Source organism: Corynebacterium sp. HMSC074E01, assembly GCF_001808885.1.
Taxonomy (GTDB): domain Bacteria; phylum Actinomycetota; class Actinomycetes; order Mycobacteriales; family Mycobacteriaceae; genus Corynebacterium.
Map to the genome: position 1 here is coordinate 113,507 of NZ_KV794853.1, position 22,491 is coordinate 135,997.

At 62.6% G+C, this 22,491-nt stretch carries 18 protein-coding genes; 9 read left to right on the forward strand and 9 right to left on the reverse strand.

The annotated features are described in order from the left end of the window. Positions 1-3: 3 nt before the first annotated feature. A complete protein-coding gene (gene ppc / locus HMPREF2537_RS09085; protein WP_070528017.1) occupies positions 4-2,733 on the forward strand; it encodes a phosphoenolpyruvate carboxylase in 2,730 nt (909 codons plus the stop codon). 250 nt (positions 2,734-2,983) lie between these two features. Here the strand turns inward: ppc and HMPREF2537_RS09090 are convergent, their stop codons facing one another. The 5 genes from HMPREF2537_RS09090 to HMPREF2537_RS09110 all read right to left on the reverse strand — a co-directional run bounded on the left by HMPREF2537_RS09090 (position 2,984) and on the right by HMPREF2537_RS09110 (position 11,671). Then, complete coding sequence (locus tag HMPREF2537_RS09090) at positions 2,984-4,012, reverse strand: HNH endonuclease signature motif containing protein (RefSeq protein ID WP_070528020.1); 1,029 nt, start codon at positions 4,010-4,012, stop codon at positions 2,984-2,986. An 82-nt stretch (positions 4,013-4,094) separates the two neighbouring features. Continuing rightward, on the reverse strand, positions 4,095-6,137 hold the full coding sequence (locus tag HMPREF2537_RS09095) for a M3 family metallopeptidase (RefSeq protein ID WP_070528023.1): 2,043 nt from the start codon (positions 6,135-6,137) through the stop codon (positions 4,095-4,097). 29 nt (positions 6,138-6,166) lie between these two features. Next, entirely contained in the window at positions 6,167-7,516 is a 1,350-nt protein-coding gene (locus HMPREF2537_RS09100; RefSeq protein WP_070528026.1) for a PepSY-associated TM helix domain-containing protein, read from the reverse strand. Between the two features lie 312 nt (positions 7,517-7,828). Further along, positions 7,829-9,307, reverse strand: a complete 1,479-nt coding sequence (locus tag HMPREF2537_RS09105) for an RNA-binding domain-containing protein (RefSeq protein ID WP_083299002.1) — start codon at positions 9,305-9,307, stop codon at positions 7,829-7,831. A gap of 180 nt (positions 9,308-9,487) precedes the next feature. Beyond that, positions 9,488-11,671, reverse strand: a complete 2,184-nt coding sequence (locus HMPREF2537_RS09110; protein WP_070528031.1) for an NADP-dependent isocitrate dehydrogenase — start codon at positions 11,669-11,671, stop codon at positions 9,488-9,490. 162 nt (positions 11,672-11,833) lie between these two features. On the opposite strand from HMPREF2537_RS09110, the gene HMPREF2537_RS09115 reads away from it, so the two are divergent. From HMPREF2537_RS09115 to HMPREF2537_RS09140, 6 genes are all read left to right on the forward strand, one after another. Continuing rightward, the gene (locus HMPREF2537_RS09115) at positions 11,834-13,084 is read left to right on the forward strand and encodes an MFS transporter (protein ID WP_070528034.1); all 1,251 of its coding nucleotides are present in this window, start codon (positions 11,834-11,836) and stop codon (positions 13,082-13,084) included. A gap of 10 nt (positions 13,085-13,094) precedes the next feature. Continuing rightward, positions 13,095-13,994, forward strand: a complete 900-nt coding sequence (locus tag HMPREF2537_RS09120; RefSeq protein WP_070528037.1) for an exodeoxyribonuclease III — start codon at positions 13,095-13,097, stop codon at positions 13,992-13,994. 65 nt (positions 13,995-14,059) lie between these two features. After that, positions 14,060-14,251, forward strand: coding sequence for a hypothetical protein (locus HMPREF2537_RS09125; protein ID WP_049157254.1), 192 nt, complete (start codon positions 14,060-14,062; stop codon positions 14,249-14,251). 48 nt (positions 14,252-14,299) lie between these two features. Continuing rightward, a complete protein-coding gene (gene trpS, locus HMPREF2537_RS09130) occupies positions 14,300-15,334 on the forward strand; it encodes a tryptophan--tRNA ligase (protein WP_070528041.1) in 1,035 nt (344 codons plus the stop codon). Positions 15,335-15,396: 62 nt separating this feature from the next. Beyond that, on the forward strand, positions 15,397-16,479 hold the full coding sequence (locus tag HMPREF2537_RS09135; RefSeq protein ID WP_070528044.1) for a YhjD/YihY/BrkB family envelope integrity protein: 1,083 nt from the start codon (positions 15,397-15,399) through the stop codon (positions 16,477-16,479). A gap of 6 nt (positions 16,480-16,485) precedes the next feature. Then, positions 16,486-17,226: an RDD family protein gene (locus HMPREF2537_RS09140; RefSeq protein WP_070528045.1), complete on the forward strand. Its 741-nt coding sequence runs from the start codon at positions 16,486-16,488 to the stop codon at positions 17,224-17,226. Here the strand turns inward: HMPREF2537_RS09140 and HMPREF2537_RS09145 are convergent. After that, positions 17,201-18,421, reverse strand: coding sequence for a D-alanyl-D-alanine carboxypeptidase family protein (locus HMPREF2537_RS09145; protein ID WP_070528049.1), 1,221 nt, complete (start codon positions 18,419-18,421; stop codon positions 17,201-17,203). The two genes, HMPREF2537_RS09140 and HMPREF2537_RS09145, sit on opposite strands and share 26 nt — an antisense overlap. Positions 18,422-18,460: 39 nt before the next feature. Here HMPREF2537_RS09145 and HMPREF2537_RS09150 point away from each other — a divergent pair, with 39 nt between their 5' ends. Beyond that, positions 18,461-19,345, forward strand: a complete 885-nt coding sequence (locus tag HMPREF2537_RS09150) for an amidohydrolase family protein (RefSeq protein ID WP_083299003.1) — start codon at positions 18,461-18,463, stop codon at positions 19,343-19,345. A gap of 3 nt (positions 19,346-19,348) precedes the next feature. On the opposite strand, the gene HMPREF2537_RS09155 is transcribed toward HMPREF2537_RS09150, so the two are convergent. From HMPREF2537_RS09155 to HMPREF2537_RS09165, 3 genes are read right to left on the reverse strand one after another with little or no spacing between them, the layout of a single operon-like run. Beyond that, on the reverse strand, positions 19,349-20,587 hold the full coding sequence (locus HMPREF2537_RS09155) for a hypothetical protein (protein ID WP_070528056.1): 1,239 nt from the start codon (positions 20,585-20,587) through the stop codon (positions 19,349-19,351). 11 nt (positions 20,588-20,598) lie between these two features. Then, on the reverse strand, positions 20,599-21,468 hold the full coding sequence (locus tag HMPREF2537_RS09160) for a C40 family peptidase (protein ID WP_070528060.1): 870 nt from the start codon (positions 21,466-21,468) through the stop codon (positions 20,599-20,601). Beyond that, complete coding sequence (locus tag HMPREF2537_RS09165) at positions 21,468-21,752, reverse strand: hypothetical protein (protein ID WP_070528063.1); 285 nt, start codon at positions 21,750-21,752, stop codon at positions 21,468-21,470. Before HMPREF2537_RS09165 ends, HMPREF2537_RS09160 begins: the two co-directional genes overlap by 1 nt. A gap of 61 nt (positions 21,753-21,813) precedes the next feature. On the opposite strand from HMPREF2537_RS09165, the gene upp reads away from it, so the two are divergent. Further along, positions 21,814-22,449: a uracil phosphoribosyltransferase gene (gene upp, locus HMPREF2537_RS09170; protein ID WP_010189385.1), complete on the forward strand. Its 636-nt coding sequence runs from the start codon at positions 21,814-21,816 to the stop codon at positions 22,447-22,449. Positions 22,450-22,491: the final 42 nt, after the last annotated feature.

A 22,491-nucleotide genomic window follows, 5' to 3' on the forward strand; every position in this document is an offset into this window, starting at 1 on the left:
GCCGTGAGCACACCTGCCCCAGAACAAGTCCGCGAAGACATCCGCTTCCTCGGCCGGGTGCTCGGCCGAGTTATCGCGCAGCAGGAAGGTGAGGATGTCTTTGCGCTCGTCGAATCGACCCGCCGCATGGCCTTCGACATTGCCCACGGCGATGCCAAGCCGGAGGACCTCGTCGCCATCTTCCGCGACCTCGACATCACCAAAGTCAACCTCGTGGCGCGAGCGTTCAGCTATTTCGCGCTCATCGCCAACCTAGCGGAGGACTTGGATGACGAGTCCGTCGAGGCGCCGGTTTCCCTGCGCAAGACATTCGCCAAGCTCAAGGAAGAAGGCGTCGCGCCCGCCGACGCCGCCTCCGTCATCCGCGGTGCGCACGTCGCCCCCGTTCTCACCGCGCACCCCACCGAAACCCGCCGCCGCACAGTCTTCGACACCCAGACCCGTATCAAGAATCTCCTCAAGGAAGCGCATCGCGGCGGCGACATGGCGGCGATCGAGAAGGAAATGTACCTGCGCATGACGCTGCTGTGGCAGACCGCGCTGATTCGCATCGCCCGCCCCACCCTCGAAGACGAGATTGACGTCGGCCTGCGCTATTACAAGCTGTCGCTACTCGACCAGGTCCCTGCACTCAACCGTGCCATCCGCCGCGCCATGCGCGAGACTTTTGGCCAACAGCTGCCCGATTCTCCCGTCGTCCGCCCCGGCTCCTGGATTGGCGGCGACCATGACGGCAACCCGTACGTCGACGAGCGCACCCTGACCTATGCCACCCGCAAGGCCGCGGCGACGGTGCTGCAGTACTACGCCGACGAGCTCGGCGAGCTGGAGCGCGAGCTCTCCCTGTCGGATCGCTATTCCTCCAGTTCCAAAGAACTGGGCGCGCTTGCCGACGCCTCCCACAACGACGAAAAATCCCGCGTCGACGAACCCTACCGCCGGGCCATCTTCGGCATCCGGAAGAAGGTGCTGGCGAGGTTGGAGGGGGAGGCGTCACCAAGCGCCTATGCGTCGCCGGAAGAGCTCAAGCGGGACCTGGACGTGATCGACCGCTCGCTGCGCCAGTTCAATGACGACATCATCGCCGATGACCGCTTGGCTCGATTGCGCTCGGCGGTGACGACGTTTGGATTCCACCTTTCGACGCTGGATATGCGCCAGAACTCGGAGTCCTTTGAGAACGTCCTCACCGAGATTTTCGCCGCGGCCAGCATCACCCCGGACTACCGCGCGCTGGGGGAGGAGGAGAAGGTCGCGCTGCTCGTGCGCGAGCTGCAGACCAATCGCCCGCTGCTCTTCCCCGGCTCCGAGCGGGAGTTCAGCGAAGATACCGCGAAGGAGCTGGGGATTTTCCGTGCGGCGGCATGCGCTGTGCGGGACTTTGGGCCGGAGTCGGTGTCGCACTGCATTATTTCTATGACTGGAACCGTCTCCGACATACTGGAGCCGATGGTGCTGCTCAAGGAGGTGGGCCTGAGCCAGGTGGACGTGGTGCCGCTGTTTGAGACCATCGAGGATCTGAAGGCCGGCGCCGGCATTCTGGAGAAGCTGTGGCAGGTGCCTGTTTACCGCGAACATCTGCGCTCGCGCGGGGATATCCAAGAGGTGATGTTGGGGTATTCGGATTCCAACAAGGACGGCGGTTATTTGCAGGCGAACTGGGCGCTATACGACGCCGAACTGGCCCTCGTTGAGCTCTGCGCGCGCCACGGCGTGGAGTTGCGGCTGGCGCATGGTCGCGGTGGGGCGGTGGGCCGCGGCGGTGGTCCGACGTATGATGCGATTTTGGCGCAGCCGAAGGGCGCGGTGTCGGGTTCGGTGCGCATTACCGAGCAGGGGGAGGTGATTTCTGCGAAGTACGGTGCGCCGGAGACCGCGCGCCGCCACTTGGAGGCGTTTGTTTCCGGAGCGCTGGAGGCATCGTTGTTGGATACCGAGCCGATTGCGGATCCGGAGCGCGCCTACGAGATCATGCGTGAGCTGGCGGCGTTGAGTGGCGTGGCCTACCGCCAGCTTGTCGACGACCCCGGGTTCATCACCTACTTCACCCAGTCCACCCCGCTGCACGAGATTGGCGAGCTTAACTTGGGCTCGCGCCCGACTTCTCGCAAGCAGACCACCGCGATTACAGATTTGCGGGCGATTCCCTGGGTGCTTTCGTGGTCGCAGTCCCGCACCAACATTCCGGGCTGGTTCGGCGTGGGCAGCGCGGTGACGGCGTGGGTTCAGCAACCCTCCGGAGGTGCAGCAGGAGCGGTAAATACCACAGCGGATGTAGTAGCGACCGAGAAAGCTGGAGCAGATACCGGAGCTGGCGAAGAAGAGAAGCGCTGGGAGGAGCTGCGCGAGCTGTACCGCACGTGGCCCTTCTTCCGCTCTGTGTTTGCCAACATGGCGCAGGTCATGGCCAAGGCGGAGATGCAGCTAGCGCGCCTGTACGCCAACTTGGTCGACGACAAGGACACCGCGGACCGCATCTTTGGCCTGATATCCGAGGAATTTGAGCGCACCCGCGAGGTCTACCTCAAGGTCACCGGTAACGCGGATCTGGTGAGCGAGAATCAGCGCCAAGCACGTTCACTCAAGCGGCGCTATCCTTATCTGCTTCCGCTCAACGCCGTCCAGTTAGAGCTGCTGCGTCGCTACCGCCGCGGCGACGACCAGTTCCTGGTATCCAAGACCATCCAGGTCACGATGAATGGGTTGGCCACCGCGCTGCGCAACGCCGGCTAAATTGGCCGCCCGCATCATCGGGCATCCGGCCCAACCGCTTGGCCCGCCAGCATTCCTGCGGGACAGGCTCGAGGGCATGATCAGTTCCATTAGTTAAGCCGGCACGCCGAAGGCCCCGCGAGGAGGTGATTTCCTGCGGGGTTCGACCAAACAGTGCTGGAAGAATGCCCTGGCGTTGGTAGCGGCGTTGCTTGCACAGCTACGTGCTCTGGTGGGGCGGGGCACACTGGTGCCTTAGCGGGCATTGGGGTTAGTTGAAAGCGCTGGTGAAGACCGGCGCGGCGTCGTATGGCGGAATCCAGGCCACCCGCCCGCCGATGCGATCCATGTGGCCGCGTGAGGGCGGGGCATCGGGGTCGTCGTCGTTGACTCCGTTGTGGTACGGGCATAGCGGCACCAGGTTGAGGATGTTGGTGGGCCCGCCGCGAGCCCAAGCCTTGATGTGGTGGATTTGGCACTTCTCAAAGGGAACCTTGCAGCCCTCCCAGGCGCAGCAGGGATTCTCCGCGGCCAAGGCGAGGCGCTGCTTGGCGGTGGCAAAGCGCTGGAAGCGGAACACATCGAGCGGACCGTGTTCGCGGCTGACCGCCACGACGATCCCCTTGTCCAGCAAAGCGCGCTCCACCAGCTGCGAACCGGTCATCGTCGCACCACTGGTCGTCCGGACGATGAACTCTTCGCCGTCCTTGTCGGTATTGCCCTTGAGCAGCTCGGCGTAGTCATCGAGCTGCAAGACCGCCATGGTGGCGACTTCTGTCTTGACGCCGCCGCCATCCAGATTCTCCAGGAAACTCTCGCCGGGGCGTTCCTGATCGATGCCCTCGAAGACACCGGTCAGCTGCAGCGAGTCCGCGGTTACCGTGAGCGTGGCTAGACCATTGCCGTGCTGCGTGAGTTTCGCGCGCTCGGCATACGTGCGGGGTTTGCGCATTTGACGCAGGCGCTTGCGCGCTACCTTTTCCACCAGCTCCGCGCTGGTCTGGCACAGCTCCACGCGCAAATCCCATGCTTTGTTGTGGTCCCGAACTTTGGCCACGAAGTGCTCGATAAGCTGCAAGGTCACCAGCCCGTGTCCCCGCCGGCGCGCGGCTTCCACCGCCGTGCGCTGCTTCTTCGTCGATGAGGTGTTTCCGAAGTAGGTGTGGTGGAGGGAGAGGAACACGGTGGCGTCGGCAGGTGCGGCGCCGAGGGCCACCAAGTCAGATTCAGACAGGCCCGCGCACTCGGCCACCAGGTCAATGGCGCGGCCGAGGGCGGCGAAGAAGGTCTGCAATCTCATACCCCGCAGCCTAAAAGCGCCCAACCCCCACTCCAAGCCCCCAACTAGCCATCCATCGAAATCTGTGGATAACTAGTCGGCACTAGGCGCCGGCGAGGCCGCGGCGCTTGAGCAGCGGCGCAACGTCCTTGTCGCGGCCGCGGAACTCGCGGTAGGCCTCCGTGAAGTCGCGGGACGCCCCCTTCGACAGGATGACATCGCGGAACTTCTGACCGGCCTCGCGCAGGTCGGTCTGCTCCTTGAACCACTCGAAACCATCGGCGTCGAGCGCCTCGGCCCACAGGTAGGAGTAGTAGCCCGCCGAGTAGCCGCCGGCGAAGATGTGGTTGAAGTAGGTCGAGCGATAGCGCGGCGCAATGAGCTCGTTGTCCAGCCCGGCCGCGCGCAGGGCTTCGGCCTCAAACTCGGCGACGGCCTCCGGGGTAGCCTCCAACTTGGCGGCCTCGGCAGCACTCAGGGAATGCCACGCGAGGTCGATGATCGACGCCCCCAGATACTCCGAGGTAGCGAAACCCTGGCCGAACTCGGAGGCGGCGGAGATGGCGTCGAGAAGCTCGTCCGGGATCGGCTCGCCGGTCTCCACGTGGCGGGCGTACTCCTTGACCAAGTTCTTATCGAGCGCCCAGTTCTCGTTGATTTGCGAGGGGAACTCCACCCAGTCGCGCGGCACGTTGGTGCCGGCGAAGGTGGGGTAGCGGACGTCGGAAAGCAGGCCGTGCAGGGCGTGGCCGAATTCGTGGAAGACGGTGCGGACCTCGTCCATGCTCAGCAGCGGTTGGGAGCCGTCGGCGGGCTTGGTGATGCCCATGACGTTGACGATGACCGGCTTGCGCTCCAGCAGTCGGGACTGCCCCACGAACTCGCTCATCCATGCGCCGCCGCGCTTGGTGGGGCGCCCGAAGTAGTCGGTAAGAAGAAGGCCGATCCCGTGCGAGTCCTTATTCACGTGATTGACGTCTCCGTCCCGCACCTCCCAGACGCGGACCCCCTCCGCGTAGCCCTCGAGGTCATCGCGCGGGATGACGGTGATGCCGTACAGGCGCTCGGCGGCGGCGAAGACGCCCTTCTCCAGGACCTGGTCCAGCGGGAAGTACTTGCGCAGTTCCTCCTCGTCGAGGGAGAAGTCGCGGGCGCGGACCTTGGATTCCCAGTAGGGCCAGTCCGCGGCGCTAAAACCCTGGCCGTTGAGTGTTGCTTCCTCCGCGAGGAGTTTCTGCTCGCCTTCGGCGTTGGCAGCAGCGGCGGGGGCGAGGTCGAAAAGCATGGTGCGGGCGGCGTCGGCAGTCGCGGCGGTTTCTTCGGCGATGACGTAGTCGGCATGCGTGGCAAATCCCAACAGCTCGGCGCGCTCGGCGCGCAGCTGCACGGCCTCGATGAGCCCCGGGATGTTGTTCTCGGAGCCCCTGCTTGCCGACGCCCCATACAACCTCCCCCTCGCATCCTCCCGCGCCAGACGGCTCAGCTCCGATTGTACGGTCGGCAGTTCTAGCGGAATGACGAAGCCCTCGCGGCCTAATGCTTCGGCATCGGCCTTGGCGGAAGCGATGCGCTCGGCGGGCAGGCCCTCGAGTTCTTCCTTGGTGAAGGAGACTGCGCGCTCGCGGGTAGACGCCATGAGGTTGCGGCCGAACTCCTCCGAGAGCGCGGAGATGCGCTGGTTGATCTCGGACAGGCGGGCCTTGCCGGCCGCGTCGAGGTCGGCACCCTTGCGGGCAAAGGTGCGCAGGAGGTGGTCGTGGAGGCGCTGGCCTTCGGCGTCGTCGGCAGGCGGCGTGGCCTCCTTGATGCGCGCGTAGAGCACCTCGTTCTGGTAGATCGCGTCATAATGCGCGGACAAGCGCGGGTAGATGTCGGCGGCGATCTCCTCCATCTCATCGGTGACATCCGTACCGGAGAGGTTGCCAAAGACCGCCATAACGCGGTCGAGGTCCTGGCCGGAGCGCTCGAGCGCCTCCACCGTGTTTTCCCACGTCGGGGCGGCGGGGTTGTCGGTGATGGAGGCGATCTCGGCGTCGTGAAGCGCGAGTGCCTCGTCGAAGGCGGGGCGGTAGTGCTCGACCTTGATCTCCGCAAACGGCGGCAGCTGGTAGGGCAGCGTGGAGGGAGTCAGCAGTGGGTTAGTCATAAGAAACTACCGTACCCATGCACGTTGCTCTATGTGATGGCATTCACTACTTTCTTCTGTCGTGGTGTGTGGATGAGGATGACATCGAGAACCAAGAACGCCGCCAAGGTGATTCCTAAGAGCGGCAGGAAGACACCGACGGTGGCCGCGAATAGCGCGCCCAGTCCTGTGGTGGCCCAGGAGAAGTGGGCAGTCGGGAGGAAGCGCGGGCGGCGTTTCCACCACATGTAGTAGCCCAGCACCACCAGCGCGGCGGTGGCGAGGCCCAGTGCGAGCAGCGCAATCTGCAATGGAAGGCCAAACATGATGCCCATGTGCAGGTACGTGCCCCAACTGCTGAGTTTGCTAAACAGCGGCAGGCTGGAGAAAGGTTGCCGGTCGATGACCTCTCCGGTGGCGCCGTCCACCGAGAGCGCATCGGAGGTGGTGCGCCATTCCACCCAGCGTTCGCTGACCTGCCAGGCGGAGTTGGCGTCCTCCGGTGGGTACAGGCGCAGCGGTCCGGTCAGTCCCTCGGCGCGGCCGGTGGCGAGGACGCGCTCGGCATCGGCAGCCACGCTCGCGCTTGCCGACGCCCCATGCCCTTCATGGCCTTCATGCCCGGTGTGCTCATGCGTTTCAGCGGTGGTGCCGTGCAGGGCGGTGTTGATGGGAGTGGCTTTCCAGTGCATGCGCTCGACGAGGGAATCGACGTTGTCGCCGGCCAGTCCCGACCACGTGATACCGGTGGCAGAGAGGCCAAGCAGACCGATGAAGATCCACGCGCCAACAGTGGAGTGCAGGCGAGTGGCCTTCCAGCGGGCAGAGCGCTTAGGCTGCTGCTGTGCGGCGTTCGCGGTTGCTTTGTTCTTCGGGCGGCGGCGAATCCACCACATATAGAGGCCTCCACAGGCCATGACCCACAACCAGGAAGCGGCCAGCTCCGAGTAGAGCTCACCGATCTTGCCCAGGTGGAAGCTTTCGTGCAGGGAGGAAATCCAACGGCGCAGCGGCATCTCGCCTAAGCCGGAATAGGTGGGGTAGTCGCCGATGACCTCGGCGGTGGCGGGGTCGATGAAGACGGTGCGCTGCAGGCTCTCGTCGATGCTTTCATCGGAGACCAGCACGCGCGTGGAATCCGTCGGTGTCGTGGCGGGCCAGACCTGAGTGACCGGCATGTCAGGGTGCTCGTGCTGTGCGGCCTGGATTTGTTCCTCCAGTCTCAGCGGATTCTCCACGGTAGGCACCGTCAATACGTCGTGGTAGACCACTTTCTCCAGGGTGGGTGCCATGGCATAGAGGCAGCCAGTCAATGCCGCGATGAGGATGAAGGGGCCGATGAACATGCCGCCATAAAAGTGGATGCGTTGAATGAAGGATCGCAGAGCCGTCCGACTCATAAGTAGTGCTCTTTCGGGGTCTATCGATTAGGGCCCCTGCTGAACGTTCGCGGGGCGTTCAGGAGGGGCGATGGACAGGTGCTGATATCAACTGCACTAGTAGTCGGAGGCGAGGGTTTCTCGGTTCCCAGGTATTGAAAAACTTTTTAACTAACTGGGGTCCTCGGCATGAAAAGGGCGAAAAATTCGCGAGATAAGGCGCGAGAAGCAAGAAACAGTCAAGAAAAATTCTTCGCAGCTCAACGGGTAAAAATGGCGTCGCGGAGTGCTGTTTTAGGCCTGTTTGTGGTTAATGAAGCAAGAAAGCGATCCCTATTCGCTCCAGAACGGAACATAGCGCAACGAACGCGGACCGGCGTTGGGATCGTAGGCATGGATGAGCCCTTCCTCGACGGTGGCAGCAAGCAGGCGCGTGGCCTGAGCGGCTTGTGAGTTCTTCAGCCCGAAGCGCTGACGGATTGAGGAATTGTTAACGGGGAGGTTCTCGAGGAAGCGAAGGCAAGCGTGTTGATAGACGGCTTGGGTCTTTTCTTCCATAGTCATCAGCGCAAAGGGGCGGTAGGCGCTGAGGGAGACGGTGGTACTTCCGTTGGCGCGAATGAGAGCAGGTGGGAAGTGCTCGGCTTCGAGTGAAGAGACGATTTTATCCCAGCCACTTCCGCGTTGCTCGACAAAATGCGCCAGACGTAAAGCTTCACCGAGATGGGTATTGCGGGTGGTGGACGCGGAGTCAATGAACCGTTGGGGGTCGATGAGCGGGGTCCCTGGGTTGGTTACTTCGACCCGATCGCTGAAAACCTCCACGGTCAAGAACCGGCCGCGCTGTTCAAGATCCTGGTGCATGAGCGCATTTGCTAGCACCTCGCGGAAGGCTACCGTTGGCAACAACGGAGTCACTACGCGCTTACCACTGGAATCAATATGTTCGCCACCTGGACGAATGGTGTTGAAGAGCGTGACTATGTGGGTGAAGGAAGACGCATAGCCTTCGGTGAATTCCCATTCTCGTTCCACCTCCGTGCGTGAAGGGCCGTTGAAATGTAGGACGCGGGGAGCGCGCCCGCGCAGCTCCGGAAAGTCCTGAAGAGAGCGCGCATACATGAGTGCGGACCAAGCCGGAATATGCCAGCCTTGCTCGTGTGAGTAGGAGATGGCTTTGGCGCTCCTTAACGTGTCGATAAGGGCGGCGCCTGTCGTATGCGGGAGTTCCGGTCTATTAAGGAAGAAAGCCTCAGGATCAAGCAGGTCGGTAATCGATTCGGGCTCAAGGCCCTCGGCCACTACTGTGTTCTCGAATTCGAACTGGTTGAGTTTTTGCCAGAGCTGACGTTCCTCATTGGGAAAGTCCATGAGGTTTTTCATGTAGCTGACCTTGCGGAAATACCGCTTCCCTTCGAAGGAATACGGGGCGGACAATGCGGCGGGGATGCGCAGAAGCACAACGAGGTGTCCATCAACCGTGATCTCGTCGAAGGTCAGTTCAGGGGCTGGGCTAATGACGCGGTTGAGCCAAGGAAGGAGATCCTCGTTTCCCTTCCCCTTGGTGAGCTGCCAATTAAAGGTCGTCCCGACGATGGTTCGGTCGTCGTTGACACCCCACACGAGATATCCCGCTGGCTCATCATGCAGGCGCGCCGAATTTCCCAACGCGCAAGCATATTTCGCAATCTCCGCGCCAGAGGACAGCTTGTTTACCTTGAACTCGAGCCACGGTAGCTCAGCCGGAAGCGCTGTAAACCGCTTCACGCGGGCTACAAGCTGTTCCTCAGGCGCAGTATTTATGGGAGTCATGAGTAAAAGTATGCGCGAGAAGCAAGAAACAGTCAAGAAAAAGTCTTCGCAGCTCAACGGGTAAAAATAGCGTCGCGGAGTGCTGTTTTAGGCCTGTTTGTGGTTAATGAAGCAAGAAAAGACCGCCTCGAACTCCGGGGAGGAGACGAAGCGGTCTTTTGTTAAGCGCCTAGCGCAGAATTACTTCTTCAGGCCGTCAATGATGTCGTTGAAGGCAGCAACCGGGCGCATGGTCTCGTTGAGCTTCTCCTCGTTCGGGGCGTAGTAGCCGCCGAGGTCGACGGGGGAGCCCTGGACGTCGAGAAGCGCCTGCTCAATCTCGCCAGCCTTGGCCTCGAGGGCCTCAGCAACCGGCTTGAAGGCCTCCGCCAGCTCGGCGTCGTCAGCCTGCGCAGCCAGCTCCTTGGCCCAGTTGAGGGTCAGGAAGAAGTGGGAGCCGCGGTTGTCGTTCTCGCCCACCTTGCGGGACGGGGACTTGCCCTCATCCAGCAGGGTCTCGGTGGCCTTGTCCAACGCAGTGGCCAGCACGCCTGCCTTGGCGTTGCCATTGGTGTTGTGCTCGTGGCGGAAGGACTCAGCCAGAGCCAGGAACTCACCGAGGGAGTCCCAACGCAGGTGGTTCTCCTCCTGGACCTGCTGGACGTGCTTCGGGGCGGAGCCGCCGGCACCGGTCTCGAACAGGCCGCCGCCAGCCATGAGCGGAACCACGGACAGCATCTTTGCGGAGGTACCCAGCTCGAGGATGGGGAAGAGGTCAGTGTTGTAGTCACGCAGCACGTTACCGGTGACGGAGATGGTGTCCTCGCCCTTGCGGATGCGCTCGACGGAGATCTTGGTCGCGGTGACCGGGTCCTCGATGGAGATGTCGAGGCCCTCGGTGTCGTGATCGGCCAGGTACTTCTTGACCAGCTCGATGAGGTTGGCGTCGTGGCCGCGCTCCGGGTCGAGCCAGAAGATGGCCTTCATGCCGGACAGGCGGGCACGGTTGACAGCCAGCTTGACCCAGTCCTGGATCGGGGCGTCCTTGGTCTGGCAGGCGCGCCAGATATCGCCAGCTTCCACGTCGTGAGAGATGAGAGCCTCACCCTTGGAGTTGCGAACCTCGACGGTGCCCGCTGCTGGCACCTTGAAGGTCTTGTTGTGGGAGCCGTACTCCTCAGCCTTCTGTGCCATGAGACCGACGTTCGGGACGGTACCCATGGTGGTCGGGTCGTAGGCGCCGTTAGCCTTGCAATCCTCGATCACGGCCTGGTAGACGCCGGCGTAGGAGGAATCCGGGATGACGGCGAGGGTGTCCTGCTCCTCGTCGTTCTTGTTCCACATGTGGCCAGAGGTGCGGATCATGGCCGGCATGGAGGCGTCAATAATGACGTCAGACGGAATGTGCAGGTTGGTAATGCCCTTGTGGGAGTTGACCATGGCGAGGTCAGGACCGTCGGCAAGCGCGGCATCGAAAGCAGCCTTGATCTCAGCACCATTCTCCAGCTTGTCCAGGCCCTCGTAGATGGCGCCCAGGCCGTTCTCGCCATTGAGGCCAGCGGCCTCGAGCTCCTCGCCGTACTTCTCAAAGACGTCAGCGAAGAAAGCGCGCACCACGTGGCCGAAGATGATGGGATCAGAGACCTTCATCATGGTGGCCTTGAGGTGAGCGGAGAAGAGCACGCCCTCTTCCTTAGCGCGGGCAACCTGGGCCTTGAGGAACTCATCGAGTGCCTTGGCAGACATGAAGGTGCCGTCGATGACCTCGCCCTTGAGGACCGGCAGCTTCTCCAGCAGGGTCTGCTCGCCCTCGGCGGTCTTCAGAACGATGGAGAGGGTGTCCTCCTCCGGCATGATGACGGACTTCTCGTTGTGGCGGAAGTCGTTAGCGTCCATGGTCGCCACGTTGGTCTTGGAATCAGCGGACCAAGCACCCATCTTGTGCGGGTTCTTCTTAGCAAAGTTCTTGACCGCAATCGGGGCGCGGCGGTCGGAGTTGCCCTCACGCAGAACCGGGTTGACGGCGGAGCCCTTGACGGCGTCGTACTTCTCCTGAGCCTCTTCGTACTCCGGGAGATCAAAACCGGCTGCCTGCAGCTCAGCAATAGCCTTCTTCAGCTGCACCAGGGAAGCGGAGATGTTCGGCAGCTTAATGATGTTGGCTTCCGGGGTCTTGGCCAGCTGTCCAAGCTCAGCCAGGGCGTCGGAAACCTTCTTGTCACCAAGGCGCTCCGGGAACTGGGCCAGGATGCGGCCGGCCAGGGAAATGTCGCGGGTTTCTACCTCGATGCCCGCGGTGGAAGCGAAGGCCTCCACGACCGGCTTGAAGGAGTAGGTCGCCAGCAGCGGCGCCTCGTCGGTACGGGTCCAGATAATCTTTGCCATGGTTCTCCTAAAGAAGTTGAAAACTGTTCAACCTCACAGGATACCTGTCTTATTTTCTCGCGGTGCCGGTCCCCCTGTGACTCGCGCCACCAACGGGGCAGGGCTGTGTGGTTGCTACGGCCTTCTCGTCTGCGCGCGGGAAAGGGACTAAGGTACGCGCACGTGAATCTCCCGCACTCTGCTCCCCGCATCCAACGCCGTCCCGTCCCACGCCAGACGGAAATCTCCACGACGCGCCGCACCATCGTCATGATCGCCATGGCGCTGGGTGCCTTCGCCATCGGCACCACGGAGTTCACCTCGATGGGCCTGCTGCCGCTCATCGCGGATGATTTCGGGATTACGGAAGACACGGCGTCGGTAGTCATCTCTGTCTATGCGCTCGGCGTCGTCGTGGGCGCGCCGGTCATCGCAGCACTCACGGGCAAGCTCCCACGCCGCCGCCTCATCATCTTGCTTATTGGATTCTTGCTCGTGGGCAACCTGCTCACGGCCGTGGCCCCTAACTACGGCGTCCTGCTGATGGCGCGCTTCATCGCGGGCCTGCCGCATGGCGCATACTTCTCCGTAGCTAATCTGGCGGCGGCCTCGATGGCCCCACCGGGCAAGCAAGGGTTTGCCATGTCGATGGTGGGCATGGGCCTGTCCATCGCCACCGTGATCGGAGTGCCCGCGGCCCAAGCGTTGGGTCAGGGATTGGGCTGGCACGCGGCGTATTTCCTGGTCGTGGCCATAGCGGGGCTCACGATGATCCTGCTCTTTTTCCTCTTCCCACACATGACGCGCATGCCGCAAACGGACATGTTTACTGAGCTCGGCGCTTTGAAGAACAGCCAGGTTCTGCTCACCGTGTTCCTCGGCACCGTTGGCTTCGGCGGCATGTTCGCCGTCTATACCTACATCACGTGGACCATGACGGAGGTCGCCGGCATGGACCCGAACTACACGTGGATTGTGCTCATGGCCTATGGCATCGGTATGACTGTCGGCAACGTCGCTGGCGGTGCGCTGGCGGACCGAAACCTGGAATTCGGCATCATCTTTGCTCTCATCTGCATGGTTGGAGTGTCGGTGACCTTCTACTTCGTGGCGCACAGCGCGTGGGCGGGCACGCTTGTCTTCGGCGTCTTGGCCTTCTTCGGCTCCATTCTCGTGCCCTCACTGCAGCTGCGCTTGGTCAACGTGGCGGGGGATGCGCAGACCCTCGCGGCGGCGTTGAACCAGTCCGCCCTCAACATCGCCAATGCGGCGGGCGCGGCCATCGGCGGCGCAGTCGTGGGCGCGGGCTACTCCTATAACTCCACCGCGCTGGCCGGGGCGGGCCTGGCGGTGGCAGGCTGCCTCACCTGGGTTATCACCATGTGGGACAAGCGCCGTCTAGCCCCTTCCGTGAAGATTATTGAACAGAGTTAGACTGGCCGGCATGAGTTTCACCATCGCCTCCGTCAACGTCAATGGCATCCGCGCGGCCTGCAAACAGCGCAACGAGAACAACCCGGGCATGAACGCGTGGCTGGAGACCACTCCGGCCGACGTCGTCCTTATGCAGGAGGTGCGCGCCAACCCCGAGCAGACCCAGAAGGCTCTGGCTCCGGCCCTGGAGGCCGGATGGAACCTGGTACAGGCCGAATCCGCCGCCAAGGGCCGCGCGGGCGTGGGCATCCTATCGAAGCACGCGCTTGGCGACGTCTCCGTAGGCTTCGGCTCCTTCGCCGAATCCGGCCGCTTCATCGCCGCCACCGTGGAAGGCGTGCGGGTGGCTTCCCTGTATTTGCCGTCTGGTGATACCGATTCCCCGAAGCAGGATGAGAAGTACCTCTTCTTGGATGAGTTTTCTGAAGTTTTGGATGAGATGGCTGCAACGTACCCGGAGGCCGTCATTGGCGGTGACTGGAACATCTGCCACCGCGCCCAAGACCTAAAGAACAATAAGGCCAATGAGAAGAAGTCCGGCCACCTGCCGGAGGAGCGCGCCTTTATGGACCGCGTCTTCGGTTCTTTCCCGGATGAGCAGCCGCAGGACAAGAAGGGGCTCGGGGACTGGCTCGGCGTGGTGGACTATGAGACCAAGACCGCCTGGGAGGCGGCTGCGGATCCGCAGTGGTTTGACGTCGCCAGGCGCCTGCACCCAGAGGCGGATGGCCCCTACACCTGGTGGACCTACCGCGGCCAGGCTTTCAACAACGACGCTGGGTGGCGCATTGACTACCAGGCGGCCACGAAGGCCATGCTGGAGCGCGCGCAGCGCACGTGGGTGGAGAAGGCACCGACGGTGGAGGAGCGCTGGTCTGATCACTCTCCGCTTCTGGTCGAGTACAAGTAGCCCACTCCAAGTAGTGGTACGATAATCCCGTCTTAACGTCCTTTTCTATTTCGCAGGAGATGCTCATGACCCGCGCAATCATCTACTTTGTCCTCGGCGCTATTCTGCTTGCCCTGGGTATCTGGTGGTGGACCATCGTCGGACCGTCCTTTGCCTTCCTTGGCCCGATCGTCCTCCAGGGTGTTGGCGGCGCGTTCATGGTGGCCGGTTTCGCCGTCATGATGGACGTTATTAGCCCGACCTCCCGCAAGATTTAACCGACGCAGCGCCGCCCCAGCGGAGGCGGCAGAGTAGAGTAGTCAACCATGACTGACTCCACTTCTGCATCGACCTCCGCTTCTCGAGTCCTCTCCGGCATCCAGCCCACGGCGGACTCCTACCACCTGGGTAACTACCTCGGAGCGCTCAAGCAGTGGATTGACCTGCAAGACTCCCACGAGGCTTTTTACTTCATCCCGGACCTGCACGCCATCACGGTGGAGCAGAACCCGGAGGAACTGCGCCACCGCACCGTGGCGGGCGCCGCGCAGCTTATCGCATTGGGCATTGACCCGGCGAAATCCACCCTCTTCGTACAATCCCACGTCCCCGCACACGCGGAGCTGACGTGGGTTTTGCAGTGCCTGACGGGCTTCGGTGAGGCCTCCCGTATGACCCAGTTCAAGGACAAGTCCCTCAAGCAGGGCCAGGACCGCACGTCCGTGGGCTTGTTTACCTACCCCGTTTTGATGGCTGCGGATATCCTTTTGTATTCCCCGCACTACGTGCCGGTGGGGGAGGACCAGCGCCAGCACCTCGAGCTCACCCGCAACCTGGCGGAGCGTTTCAACAACAAGTACGGCGAGGTCTTCCGCGTACCGGAGGCCTTCATTCCGGAAGGCTCGGCCAAGATTTATGACCTGCAGGAGCCGACGTCCAAGATGTCGAAGTCGGGGGCAAACCCGAAGGGCATCGTAAACCTGCTCGATGCTCCCAAGACCTCCGCCAAGCGCATCAAGTCCGCGGTGACCGATGACCTCGGCGTGGTGGCCTTTGACCGCGAGAAGCAGCCGGGCGTGTCCAACCTACTGGCCATCCAGTCCGCGCTGACGGGGGAGAGCATCCCGGATCTCGTGGACAAGTATGCCGGCCAGGGCTATGGCCACCTCAAGGTCGATACGGCCGAGGCGCTCGAGGCCTTCACCACTCCGCTGAAGGCTCGCTATGACGAGCTCATGGAAGACCGCGGCGAGCTCGAGCGCATCTTGGCCCAGGGTGCCGAGCACGCCACGGAGATTGCCACCCCGCTCGTGGACAAGGTCTACGAGGCGGTGGGCTTTCTCCCCGCGCGTCGCGGCTGAGTTGGCTAGCATGATGAAGACTGTGTAGAGGATTCTGTAATCAATTTTTAAGGGGAAGGCCTGTGGCGCCAACGACACGACCTGATGAGAAGAAGACCGATGATTACGGCATCGAGCGTGCCTATGCCGATGAGCCGGACGCGGTAGATAAAGTCCGTGAGAAGTCCGGCTTCATCGACCACATCATGAAGATGCTGGACCGCTACGGTAGTGAAGGCGGCAACCAGTTCGCAGCCGGAATTACATATTTCTCGGTCCTGGCTCTCTTCCCGATCTTCATGCTCACCGTGGCCGCTGCCGCGACGGTGCTGGCGAACCGCCCCGACCTCATGCAGCAATTGGAGGAGCAGATCGCCAACGCCGTGTCGGGCGATCTGGGGAATTCGATCACGGAGCTTCTTCACACCGCGATTGAGCAGCGCGGCGCAATGTACGGCATCGGTGGCCTGACCACCCTGTGGTCCGGGCTGGGCTGGATGAATAACCTGCGCATCGGCATTTCGGCGATGTGGATGCAGGATCCGACTGACGCTCCGGGCAACTTTGTGACCAAAAAGCTCAGTGACTTGCTGGGACTCATCGGCCTGCTCGTAGCCATGGTTATCGCCTTCGGCGTGACGGCGGCGGGCTCTTCCGGGCTGACCCAAAAGATTTTCGAGTGGGTTGGCATCGAGTCCTTCCCCGGGATGGGCACGGTGCTTGTTCTCGCCGGTATCGTGATCGGCCTTATCGCCAACTTCTTGGTCTTCTGGTGGATGGTAGCCTTCCTGCCTCGCACGAAGGTTCCCACGAAGTCTGGCTTGATGGGCGCGGCCATCGGTGCGGTGCTCTTCGAGGCCATCAAGCAGCTGTCCACCGTCATCATGTCCTCCGCGGCGGGCAACCCGGCCGGTGCCGTGTTCGGCCCCGTCATTGTCCTCATGGTGGTCATGTACTTGGTCTGGCGCGTCGTACTTTATGTCTCCGCGTGGACGGCTACCACCGAAGAGTCCCTCGAGCTTCTGGTTCCGCCGGTTCCGGATCAGGCAGTCATCCGCGTCCGCAACGAGATCCGCCAGGGTCCGAACACGGGCGTGACCTTGGGCGCCGGTGCCGCCCTCGGCGCGGCCGCTGCGGGTGCATGGGCCCTGCTGCGCCGAAAGTAGGGCGGGATGCTACCAGCGTCTTTTGCTCCGAACCTCTACGAGCACTTCACCTTGGATTCGCGCGCGACCTCACGCGAGCTGGGCGTGCAACTGGCGGCTGCCGACGCCCGCCTCGAAGGCCTCGGCTACCTCTCCGACAACCCAGAGCGCGAGGAACTCGCAGTTGCCGCCCGCATTCTTTGTGAGCCTTCCTCCCGCGCAAGCTATGACCAAATGCTGGAATCAGGTGCTCGGCTCACGTGGGCGCAGCTGGATGATTACGCCACGACCGGCCGCTGGGGCGCGAACCACCATGCTCCCGCGCCTGATGCGCCCGTTCAGGACGCCCCGCGCGCAACTCCCGGCACCCGCGTGCTCTTGGCCGTCATCGACTACGTCATTGCGGCGATCGGTGCGTCCCTCTTCGTTAGCATCGGGGTGTATAACTCCAGCGTCAATGAGGTCTGGCTCACCAGCATCACCGGCATCATCACGGTGGCCTACTACCTCTGCTTCGAGGTCCTCGTGGGAGCAACGCCTGCAAAGATGATTGCGGGCTACACCGTGCGCGATGTCAGCACTCACAACAAGCTCACCTGGCAACAGAGCTTTAAGCGCAATTGGTGGCGCGTGGCCTCCCTCGTGCCGCTCATCGGCCCGCTGGTCGCCTTCTTCGGTGCGCTCTACGTGGTGACCACGATTAGCCCAAAGAATGCGCTCCGCGGCCAGCACGACATCATGGCTAACGCCGAAGTAGTGAAAAAGTAGCGACCACTACGACAAGGAGGGCGACGAGGCCTGCCACCAGCCAGCCGATCCAGCCCTGCGAGTCCCCAAAGGACGAAGACCCCGCAGTCGCCTCCGAGGCGGCGGGCGCAGAAGGCGTGGTAGGAACCGGGCTGGTAAGTGCAGGTTCCGAGGGCTCTTCTTTCCCAGCCGCGAAATCATCCAAAAGCCCTACGCCATCGCCGGGGCGGACGTCGGAGGCTTCGTCGAGAAGCATCTGCGCCTGCTCCCAGGCGCGGAAACCATGCTCGACGGTTGTATCGAGGAGGACCGCCTGCAGGCGGCGCCCGTCGCGATTAATTGCGCCGACGAAGGTGTGGTGCGCGTCCTCGGTATAGCCGGTCTTTCCGCCGATGCCATCCGGGTCGTTGAGGAAGAGCCCATTGTCATTCCACAGCTCATAACCGGGCATGTCACCCCAGCCGGGAAACTCCACGTGCTCAGTATCGACGATGCGCGCGAAGGTGTCGTTGGCAAAAGCCGCGCGGTAGATCAGCGAGATATCCGCCGCGGACGTCGACATACCCGCCGCGTCCAGCCCGGAGTAACTGGCCGCCACCGTCGAGCGCGTGCCAATCTCCTGTGCCTTCGCGTTGACCTTCTTTAGCGCCTCCTCATCCCCGCCAACGGCCTGCGCGAGGGCGTGCGCGGCATCGTTGCCGGAAGCCATGAGCAAACCCTGCAGAAGCTGCTCCACGGTGTAGACCCCATCGGGGCCGAGGCCGACGGCGGAGCCTTCGACGGAGGCGTCGTCAAGCGTGGCGGTGATGCGCTGGTCGAGGGGAAGCTCCTCGATAACCACGAGCGCCAGCAGCGCCTTGATGATGGAGGCCGGGCGATAGCGCCCGTTGGGATCCTTCATGGCGATGATTTCGCCGGTGTCCAGGTCACTGACCATCCATGCCGAAGCTACAACGTCCTTGTTCAGCCGAAAGCCGCGCGGGGCCGTCACGCCACACGCAGCGCCCTCAACCGCGGGCAGGGGAGTGGGCGCTTCCTGGCCGGGCGCCAACCTTTCTGAGGTGGTCGTCGGTTCCTCGGGAACGAGAGAATGCGGGCAGGCGTCGGTATCCGGCGCGGTGGTGCGCGTGGGCGATGAGGACTCTTCCTCTTCTGCGAACGCGGGCGGCGTTGCGGCCAGGGCGATGGCGGTGAGGAGCGCGGGGACATGTTTCATAGCGTGCTTAATCCTAGACCTCGTCCTAGGATGATCCTCATGCATGACGCACCACTAATTAGCCCAGAGAACAAAGACTCCGGCGCCGAGATTTTCGCCGGTCTGCCCAAGGTGACGCTCTTCGCACCGTTGCCCACGGATGCTTCCACCCCGGAGGAGCTGCGCGCGGCCACGCAGGCTGTTGTGCAGGCGCTTGTCGACGACCACGTGGTTTACGCCGAGCTCCGCCTGTGCCCCAGTGCTTTCTCCTTCGGCGCCGCTGAGGCACTCGCTGCGGCGCAGGAAGGACTCGACGTTCCCGGAATCGATGCCCGCCTCATCGTTGAGGGCGATGCCAATAGCTGGGATGCCGGCGAAGGCGTTGCCGGTGCTGCGCTGACTGAGCTATCTGCGGCTGAGAAGCTCCGCGCAGACTTCATCCCGTGGGAGAGGGACGTTGCCTCTTATGAGGACGCCGTGGCGGCTGTGCAGGCGGGTGCGACGCGCCTTGTTCATGCCACTGATCTCGTCGACGATTTCAGCGCGGATCTCGAAGGCGTTCGCCCAGGTAAAGCCTCGGCGTGGGTGCGGGATCGCCACATCGCGCTGACCTTTGCGCCGCTGGAGGAAATGCCCGCAGAGGAGCTGGCTGATCACCCTCTGCCGCTGTTGCAGCAGCTCGGCTTTACCTGCACGGTGGCGGGCGAGAAGCTCAGCGATGTGTTCCTCGCTCTGAGCGAGACCTTTGGCTATGGCCTCGAGGAGTTCTTCGACCTCACCATCAAGGCCATTGAGAATTCCTTTGCTAGCGAAGAAGACCGCCAGCGCCTCATTGAGCAGGAGATCCTGCCCGCCTATGAGGAACTGGCGGATCCGGAATTTGCGGAAGACGCTTCCGGTGTGAGCGACTCCGAGGCGGAAGAAGTCAGTGAGTCTTCCGAATAGAAACTAGAAGCGGGAGAAGCGTTTCGTCAGCATTTCCTCCAGGCCCTTCCAGGACTCCGCGTGCTCGGTGTAGGGCTTGGAGGGCACGTAACCCGCGTGCTCGGTGGAGCCAAGCATGTAGCCCAGGTAGTCCTGGAAGCGCGGGTTCTGCAGCATGTAGGAGTTGATGGAGTCATCCCCAGCCCAGTCGGCGGCGTCCGCGCAGACCTCGTAGCAGCGGCTCATTTGGTCCGTATCAACGGACTCGGGGCCCTTTTCAATATCGCGGACGATGCCGTAGAAGCTGTACTGGTTATCCGGGTGGACGGTGACTTCGAGCTCACCGGCGTTCGCTGCGGCAACGACCTCCTCCCAGGTGGAAACCTTTGCTAGGTCGTGGTCATCGTTTTCCATGATCCAGCGCACCAGCACCTTGGAGCTGGGGAAGGTGAAGATTTCGCCCCACTTACCCAAGAAAACCGGCTTGCCGTCGAGGTAGGTGCGCAGAGTGTAGACCGTCCTTTGATCAGCGGTGATCTTTACCGGGTCGATGCCCGCGGCGGCCCAGGGGGAGCTGTCATAAGGATCGGCGGATTCCGCGGCGGCCTTGCGCTCTTCCTCGGCCTTCTTGCGTGCTTCCTCCGCTGCTTCGCTGGCGGCGGAGATGCGGGTGGCGGCGTTCGTGGTTGCATCCTGGGTGAAGTCAGAGGAAGGAACGACCTTGACCACCTTGTCGAGGTCTTCGATGACCGAGCGCCAGTTGCTGTGGATAACGCGGCCCACGCCGGACCACTCGCTCATGCCCTGTTCACCGGCGTAGTGATCGGCTCCGCGGGCTGGGTTGCGCAGGATGGAATGCGATGCGAAGAAGATGACGGTGTGCTCTGCGGCGCTGACCTCTGCCAGCGCCTGCGCAATCTCGAGGCAGCGTGCGACGGTGGACACGTTCTCGTGGCTGGGACGGCCGGCCAGGTGCTTCGGCATCCCGATGAGGTCGTAGACGTGCTTCTTTTCTGGCACGACGCGGTCTGCCGCCTGGGAGTTGAAGACCTCCCACTTCGGGTGATCGAGCAAGTCATGCTTCGTGCCAGATTCGAGGAAGCAGAGCATCTCGGCTTCGGTGTTAAAAAGCAGGACCGACTCATCATCACCGAGAAAAGCCTGCCACTCGGAACCGTTTTGGCGCCACTTTGGCGCCCACAGGGTATAGAAATCGCCCTCAGAAAGGGAGAGCTTGATGGGGACAATAGCGCGGGTGTTCATGGGCAAATAGTCTACCCTGTAGGCCTCCAGAAGCCTTTGAAAGCCATCCCCATGTTGTTGGTGCGCAGCGGATTGGTTTGTACGGGGCTACCGGCTTCCACCATCTGCCCGTCACCGGAGTACATGGCCACGTGCCCATCCCACACGACGAGGTCGCCGGGCTGCAGCTCATCCGCGCTCACCTGGCGGCCCACAGTCTGGTTTTCAGCGGTGCGCGGCAGTTCCACCCCAGCTTGGCGCCAAGCCCATTGGGTCAGCCCCGAGCAATCGAAGCTACCGTTGCCGGTGCCGCCCCAGCCATAGGGTGTTCCCAGCTGGGAGAGTGCGGCTTGCACCGCGGCCTGGCCTTGCGCACTTCCTTCACCGCCAGAGGAGGATGAGGAAGCTGTGAGCGCGTGGCGAGCCCCGCCTTCCTCCTGCGGACCGCGCACTGAAGGGCGTACCGCGCGTTGAGCAATGGGCACGAGGGGTGCGGCCGACTGAAGGAGCTCCCCGGCCAGTTGCTTTACGCGCAGCATCGTCTTGCCGACGTACTCCATTGCCAAAGCCTGCAAAGCAGAGCGGGCCGCGGCCTGTGCCGCTGGGTTGGGGATGAGCAAGCCCAGGGCTAAAGGCAGCCCGCGCTGGAGCAGCTCGAAGCCCAGCCCGATGAGGTCCTTGACGGCCGCCGAGATGAGCCCGCGCGCGGAATCTAACGCAGAGCGCGCCGTGGAAAGGTCCTCGGTGGCCTGGCGTGCAGTGTCGAAAAGCGCCTGCGGATCTCCGTGCGCTATCTCCGCTAAGGGTCCGGCAGCAGTGAGATCAGGCACAGTGGGCAGGGAGACATCGGGAAGCTGCGCCGGTTGCATCCGGGCGATGTGGGTGAGTGCTGACTCCAACATCACAGACTCCCACAGGCGCTAGCAAGAGCACCGTCAGCGTCTTCGGCCTCGCGGGCCATGCGGAAGCTGGACTCCGCCACGGCACCAGCATCCGCCCTGACCTGGGCAAGGCGGGCAGAAAGGTTCTCCATGGCGGAGTTAAATGCTCCGGTGAAGCCGCCTAGAACGGGGTCCGTCGGTAGCTCGGGAGGGGGAGTGGTGGAGGTTTGGGAGACGGTGGCCAGCTCGTGTGCCAGCCGGCGGGTGTACTCGGTGTCAATAGTGAATGTTTCAAAGCTAGTCATGCCTTATTAGACTGCACCGCCCGCTGATCGGTTCCCGCCGGATTCTTATACAGTGAAGGGCATGGATATCCACGTAGTAGACCACCCCCTCGCCGCCTCCCGGCTCACGCTGATGCGTGATGCCCGCAGCGATAACACCGCTTTCCGTGCCGCCCTGCGAGATCTGGGCACCATGCTTGTGTATGAAGCAGCCCGTGACCTGCCCGTCGAGCATTTTGATTGCGTTACTCCCGTCGCCACGGCGGAGGGCACCCGCCTGCAGAATCCGCCGATTATCGTGCCCATCATCCGTGCTGGTCTGGGCATGATTGACCCGGCTCTGTCCATGATTCCGGATGCCCAGGTCGGCTTCATCGGCATGGCGCGCGATGAGGAAACTCACGAGCCGGTGCCTTATCTGGAGGCCCTGCCGGAGGATCTCAGCGGCCGCAGCGTCTTCGTAGTCGACCCGATGCTCGCCACGGGTGGTTCCCTCCTGCACTCCCTGAAGCTCCTCGCGGACCGCGGCGCTACCGACATCACGGCGATCTGCATGGTCTCCGCTCAGCCGGGCGTTGATGCGTTGGCCAATTCGGGCTTGCCGGTTCGCTTGGTTACCGCAGCGATTGATCCTGCCCTCAACGAGGACGCTTATATCGTGCCGGGGCTGGGTGACGCCGGCGATCGCCTCTACGGTCCCCGCAATATCGACCTGTAGCGAAACCGTCGGGCAGGCAGACCGCTCAGTATATCTAGCGTG